The organism is Brevundimonas sp. (genome assembly GCF_013823285.1).
In the GTDB taxonomy this organism is placed as follows: Bacteria; Pseudomonadota; Alphaproteobacteria; order Caulobacterales; family Caulobacteraceae; genus Brevundimonas.
In genome coordinates this window covers 1-4,440 of record NZ_PNLV01000150.1, presented here as the reverse complement: position 1 = coordinate 4,440, position 4,440 = coordinate 1, and the positions used below count along the sequence as shown (strand labels likewise).

Annotated in this window: 4 protein-coding genes; 1 reads left to right on the top strand and 3 read right to left on the bottom strand. The window is 69.3% G+C overall.

The window, feature by feature from the left end; translation table 11 throughout:
• Window positions 1-37: 37 nt before the first annotated feature.
• Window positions 38-1,420, bottom strand: a complete 1,383-nt coding sequence (gor, locus tag C0461_RS13610; protein WP_292107757.1) for a glutathione-disulfide reductase — start codon at window positions 1,418-1,420, stop codon at window positions 38-40.
• A 244-nt stretch (window positions 1,421-1,664) separates the two neighbouring features.
• Between gor and C0461_RS13605 the strand changes: the two genes are divergently transcribed.
• Complete coding sequence (locus C0461_RS13605; protein ID WP_292107756.1) at window positions 1,665-2,609, top strand: hypothetical protein; 945 nt, start codon at window positions 1,665-1,667, stop codon at window positions 2,607-2,609.
• 6 nt (window positions 2,610-2,615) lie between these two features.
• On the opposite strand, the gene rpiA is transcribed toward C0461_RS13605, so the two are convergent.
• Both rpiA and glmU read right to left on the bottom strand, forming a co-directional pair.
• Window positions 2,616-3,302, bottom strand: a complete 687-nt coding sequence (gene rpiA / locus C0461_RS13600; RefSeq protein WP_292107754.1) for a ribose-5-phosphate isomerase RpiA — start codon at window positions 3,300-3,302, stop codon at window positions 2,616-2,618.
• The coding region (gene glmU / locus C0461_RS13595) for a bifunctional UDP-N-acetylglucosamine diphosphorylase/glucosamine-1-phosphate N-acetyltransferase GlmU (protein WP_292107753.1) at window positions 3,299-4,440 on the bottom strand (1,142 nt) is incomplete at its 5' end. The genes rpiA and glmU, both read right to left, overlap by 4 nt.

Genomic DNA, 4,440 nt, shown 5'->3' with positions numbered 1-4,440 from the left:
GACATCATACCGGCGGCGGTCAGGGGCGCCTGACGGCTCAGCCCGCCGACATGCTCTGGGGCGTCTGCTTGTCGCGCATGGTGACCAGCTCCTCGGCGGCGGAGGGGTGGACGGCGCAGGTGGCGTCCCACTGGGCCTTGGTCAGGCCGGCCTTCACCGCGATGCCCGCCAGCTGGATCATCTCGGGCGCGTCGGGGCCGACGATGTGGCAGCCCACCACCCGATCGTCGGCGGCGCGGACCACCAGCTTCATCAGGGTGCGCTCGTCGTCGCCGTAGAAGGCGGTCTTCATGGGCCGGAAGCGGGTCAGGTAGACGTCGATCTCGCCGCAGGCCTTGCGGGCCTCGGACTCCGTCAGGCCCACGGTGCCCACGGGCGGCTGGCTGAACACGGCTGTGGGCACGGCCTCATAGTCGAAGGCCTGGGGATTGTTCCTGAACACCGTCTCGTGGAAGGCGACCGCCTCGCGGATGGCCACGGGAGTCAGGTTCATGCGGTCGGTGACGTCGCCGATGGCCCAGATGTTGTCGGCGGTGGTCTTCGAGTGGCCGTCCACCTTGATGGCGCCGTGCTCGGTCAGTTCGACGCCCGCCTTGTCGAGGCCCAGACCCTTCACATGGGGGATGCGGCCGGTGGCGAACATGATCTGCTCGGTCTCCAGCGTCATGCCGTTGCCCAGATGGCTGACCAGACCGGCGTCGGTCTTCTCGATGGACTCGTGCTGGCAGCCCAGCACCACCTTGATGCCGCGCTTCTCGATCTCGCCCGCCATGTGGGCGCGCACGTCGTCGTCGAAGCCGCGCAGGATGTTGGGGCCGCGGTAGACCAGGGTGGTCTCGACGCCCAGCCCGGCAAAGATGCCCGCGAACTCCACCGCGATGTAGCCGCCGCCGGCGATCATGATGCTTTTGGGCAGCGCGGGCAGGTGGAAGGCCTCTTCCGAGGTGATGACATGCTCGATGCCCGGCAGGTCCTCGGGCACCCAGGGACGGCCACCGGTGGCGATCAGGATCTTCTCGGCGGTGACGGTTCCCTTGTCGCCCATGTCGATGGTGTGGGCGTCCTTCAGAACGGCCCGGGCATGGAAGGTGTCGACCCCGGCCTTGCCCAGATTGGCGGCGTAGATGCCCGACAGGCGCGCGATCTCCACGTCCTTGGCTTCAAGGAAAGTCGGCCAGTCGAAGGTGGGGTTGTCCACGGTCCAGCCGTAGCCGCGTGCGGTCTCGAAAATGTGTGAGAACTCCGAAGCGTAGACCATGAACTTCTTGGGCACGCAGCCGCGCACCACGCAGGTGCCGCCGTAGCGGTATTCCTCGGCGATCCCGACCCGCTTGCCCCCCAGCGCCGTCAGCCGCGCCGCCCGCACCCCGCCGGAGCCCGCGCCGATGACGAAGAGGTCGTAGTCGTAGGTCTCGGGCATCGGGGACTCCTGATTTCAGACCCTGGAGCGAAAAAACAGGGTCTGAATAGTCTGAATCGTCTGAAATGACGGGCCGGCGGTGGTCAAAGGCCCTTGCGTATCACCGAGTTAGGAGACGCGGACCGCCGGGACAAGGCTCGCCGCACCCGGCGAACGCCGGTCATCGTCCTCAAGGAATGCGTGACGTTCCGCCCGATTGCGCATATCGTCGCTCTGCAACGGACGCAGCGCACAGGATCAAGCCATGATGATCGCCCTCGCCCTGGCCAGTCTGCTGGCCACCACGTCCGCGGAAGTTCAGGAGCCGAGCCCGGGCGAAACCGTGACCCACCTCCAGGAAGTGGAGGTGATCGGACGGCCCCTGGACGATCTCATCCAGGGTTTCGTCAACGAGGTGGCCGCGCCGAACCGGGGCCGGCAGCTCGCCCGCTGGCCCGGTCCGGTCTGTGTCGGCGCCGGCAATCTGATCCCGGAGACGGCGCAGTTCGTGGTGGACCGCGTCTCCACCGTCGCCGCGGACATGGGCCTCAGGCCCGGCGCGCCAGGCTGCCGTCCCAACATCCTGATCGTCGCCACCCATGACCCGGACGGCATGGCGCAGCAGATGGTGGCGCAGCGGAGGCGTCACTTTCTCATGGGCGGCTCCGGCATGGACCGCGGCCGTTCCCGTCTCAACGCCTTCCAGACCTCGGACCAGCCCGTGCGCTGGTGGGCGATCAGCATGCCGGTGGACTCCGACACGGGTCAGCGGGCGGTCCGCGTCCCGGGCGAGTGCCAGGGGTCCTGTTCGAGCATCTATGATTTCGCGCCGATCATCAGCGTGCGGACGCCCTCGCAGCTGCACAGCCAGATCGTCGACGACATGAGCCGGGTGGTGGTCATCATCGACATGAACCAGATGGAGGATGTGACGGCCCTGCAGCTGGCCGACTACGTCGCCATGGTGTCCCTGGCCCAGATCGATCCGGAGGCCGACACCGGGCGCTACGCCTCGATCCTCAACGTCTTCGAGGACCCCGGGATGACGCCCAGCCTGACGGACTGGGACCTGGCCTATCTGCAGGGGCTCTATGACGCCGACAGGACGCGCGCCATTCCCCGGGCCAGCCGGTTCGAGGTCGCCAGCTCCATTCGCCGCGCCCACGAGCGACTGAGAACCCGGACCGACGCGGACGACAGCTCGCGCTAGCCGCGCTCAGGGGTGGAGCGTCTCCACCCCTGTGTCCGTGCCGATGATGGCCTCCTCGGCCAGGTCGAGGAACAGGCCGTGCTCCACCACGCCGGTCAGGCTCTTCAGATCGGCGGCAAGGCGGGCGGGGTCGACGATGACGCCGCAGGCCGCGTCATAGATGACGTTGCCACCGTCGGTGCGGACGATGCCGCGGTCCGCTGTGCGCAGGCGGGCGGGCATGCCGATCTCGTGGTCGGCCAGCACGTCGGCGATGCGGTTGGCCGTCGTCTTGTGACCGAAGGCCACCACCTCGATGGGCAGGGCGAACCTGCCCAGGGCCTTCACCACCTTGGCGGCGTCCGCGATGACCACGCAGCGGTCCGACGCCTCCCACACCAGCTTCTCGCGCAGCAGGGCCGCACCGCCGCCCTTGATCAGGGCCAGGCCCGGCCCGACCTCGTCCGCGCCGTCCACGGTGACGTCGATGCGGGCCACGTCCTCCAGCGTCGTCAGGGGCAGGCCGAGGGACCGGGCCAGATCAGCGGTGGCCTCTGAGGTCGGGACGCAGCGCAGGTCGGCCAGGTTGCGGGCGGCCAGCGCCTTGACGAACCATGCAGCGGTGGAGCCGGTGCCCAGGCCCACGGTCATGCCGGGCTGGATCCGTTCGGCGGCGGCCTCGCCGGCGCGCTGTTTCTGCAGATCGGCGCTCATGTCTTTTTCGCCTTCTTCGCGCGCATCGTGTCCATGAAGCGGGCGGCCCAGCCGGGCTTGTGGGTCTGGGGCGCGCGGCCGAGGGCCAGATCGCCCGGGGCCACATCGGCGGTGATGACCGAGCCGGAGCCGGTCATGGCGCCCGCGCCGATGGTCACCGGCGCCACCAGCGAACTGTTGGAGCCGACGAAGGCCCCCTCGCCCACCACCGTGCGATGTTTGAAGAAGCCGTCGTAGTTGCAGAAGATCGTGCCGGCGCCGATGTTGGCCTCCGCGCCCACCTCGCCGTCGCCCAGGTAGGCCAGATGGTTGGCCTTGGCGCCCGCGCCCATGGTCACGTTCTTGACCTCGACGAAATTGCCCACCTTGGCGCCCTGCCCCAGCGAGGCGCCGGGGCGCAGGCGGGCGTAGGGGCCGACCTCGGCGCCGGAGGCCACGGTGGCGCCCTCAAGGTGCGAGAAGGCGCGGATGCGGGCGCCGGAGGCGATGCTGACGCCGGGACCGAAGACCACATTGGGCTCGATCAGCACGCCGCCCTCGACGGCGGTGTCCCAGGCGAAATGGACCGTGTGGGGGGCGGGCATGGTGACGCCGGCGGCCAGGAAGGCCTCGCGCTGCACCTGCTGGAACAGGCGCTCGGCCTCGGCCAGTTCGGCCTGGCTGTTGACGCCCATGACCGCGGCCTCGTCGGCGAAGACGGCGCGGGTCGGGTGGCCTCCCTTGCGGGCCAGGGCGACGATGTCGGTGAGGTAGTATTCGCCCTTGGCGTTGTCGTTGCCCACCTGATCCAGCAGTTGGAACAGCAGGTCCGCGTCCACGGCGATGACGCCGGAGTTGCAGGCGGTGACGGCCAGTTGGTCGGGCGTGGCCTCCTTGGCCTCCACGATGGCCTCAAGCATCCCGTCTTCGTCCACGATCAGGCGGCCGTAGGCGGCGGGGTCGGCGGCTTCGAAGCCCAGCACGGTGACGCCCTCGGCGCCGAACACGGGCGCGATGTGGTCGGCCTTCAGCAGCGGCACGTCGCCATAGGTGATGACCACCTGTCCGGAGAAGCCCGCCAGCGCCTCGCGGGCCGCCAGCACGGCGTGGCCGGTGCCCAGCGGCGGGTCCTGGACCGCGACGGCGCTGGCGCCCAGAC

Excerpts from the sequence above, each read along its gene's own strand:
- gor (WP_292107757.1), bottom strand. The coding sequence starts at position 1,420 with ATGCCCGAGACCTACGACTACGACCTCTTCGTCATCGGCGCGGGCTCC.
- C0461_RS13605 (WP_292107756.1), top strand. The coding sequence starts at position 1,665 with ATGATGATCGCCCTCGCCCTGGCCAGTCTGCTGGCCACCACGTCCGCG.
- rpiA (WP_292107754.1), bottom strand. The coding sequence starts at position 3,302 with ATGAGCGCCGATCTGCAGAAACAGCGCGCCGGCGAGGCCGCCGCCGAA.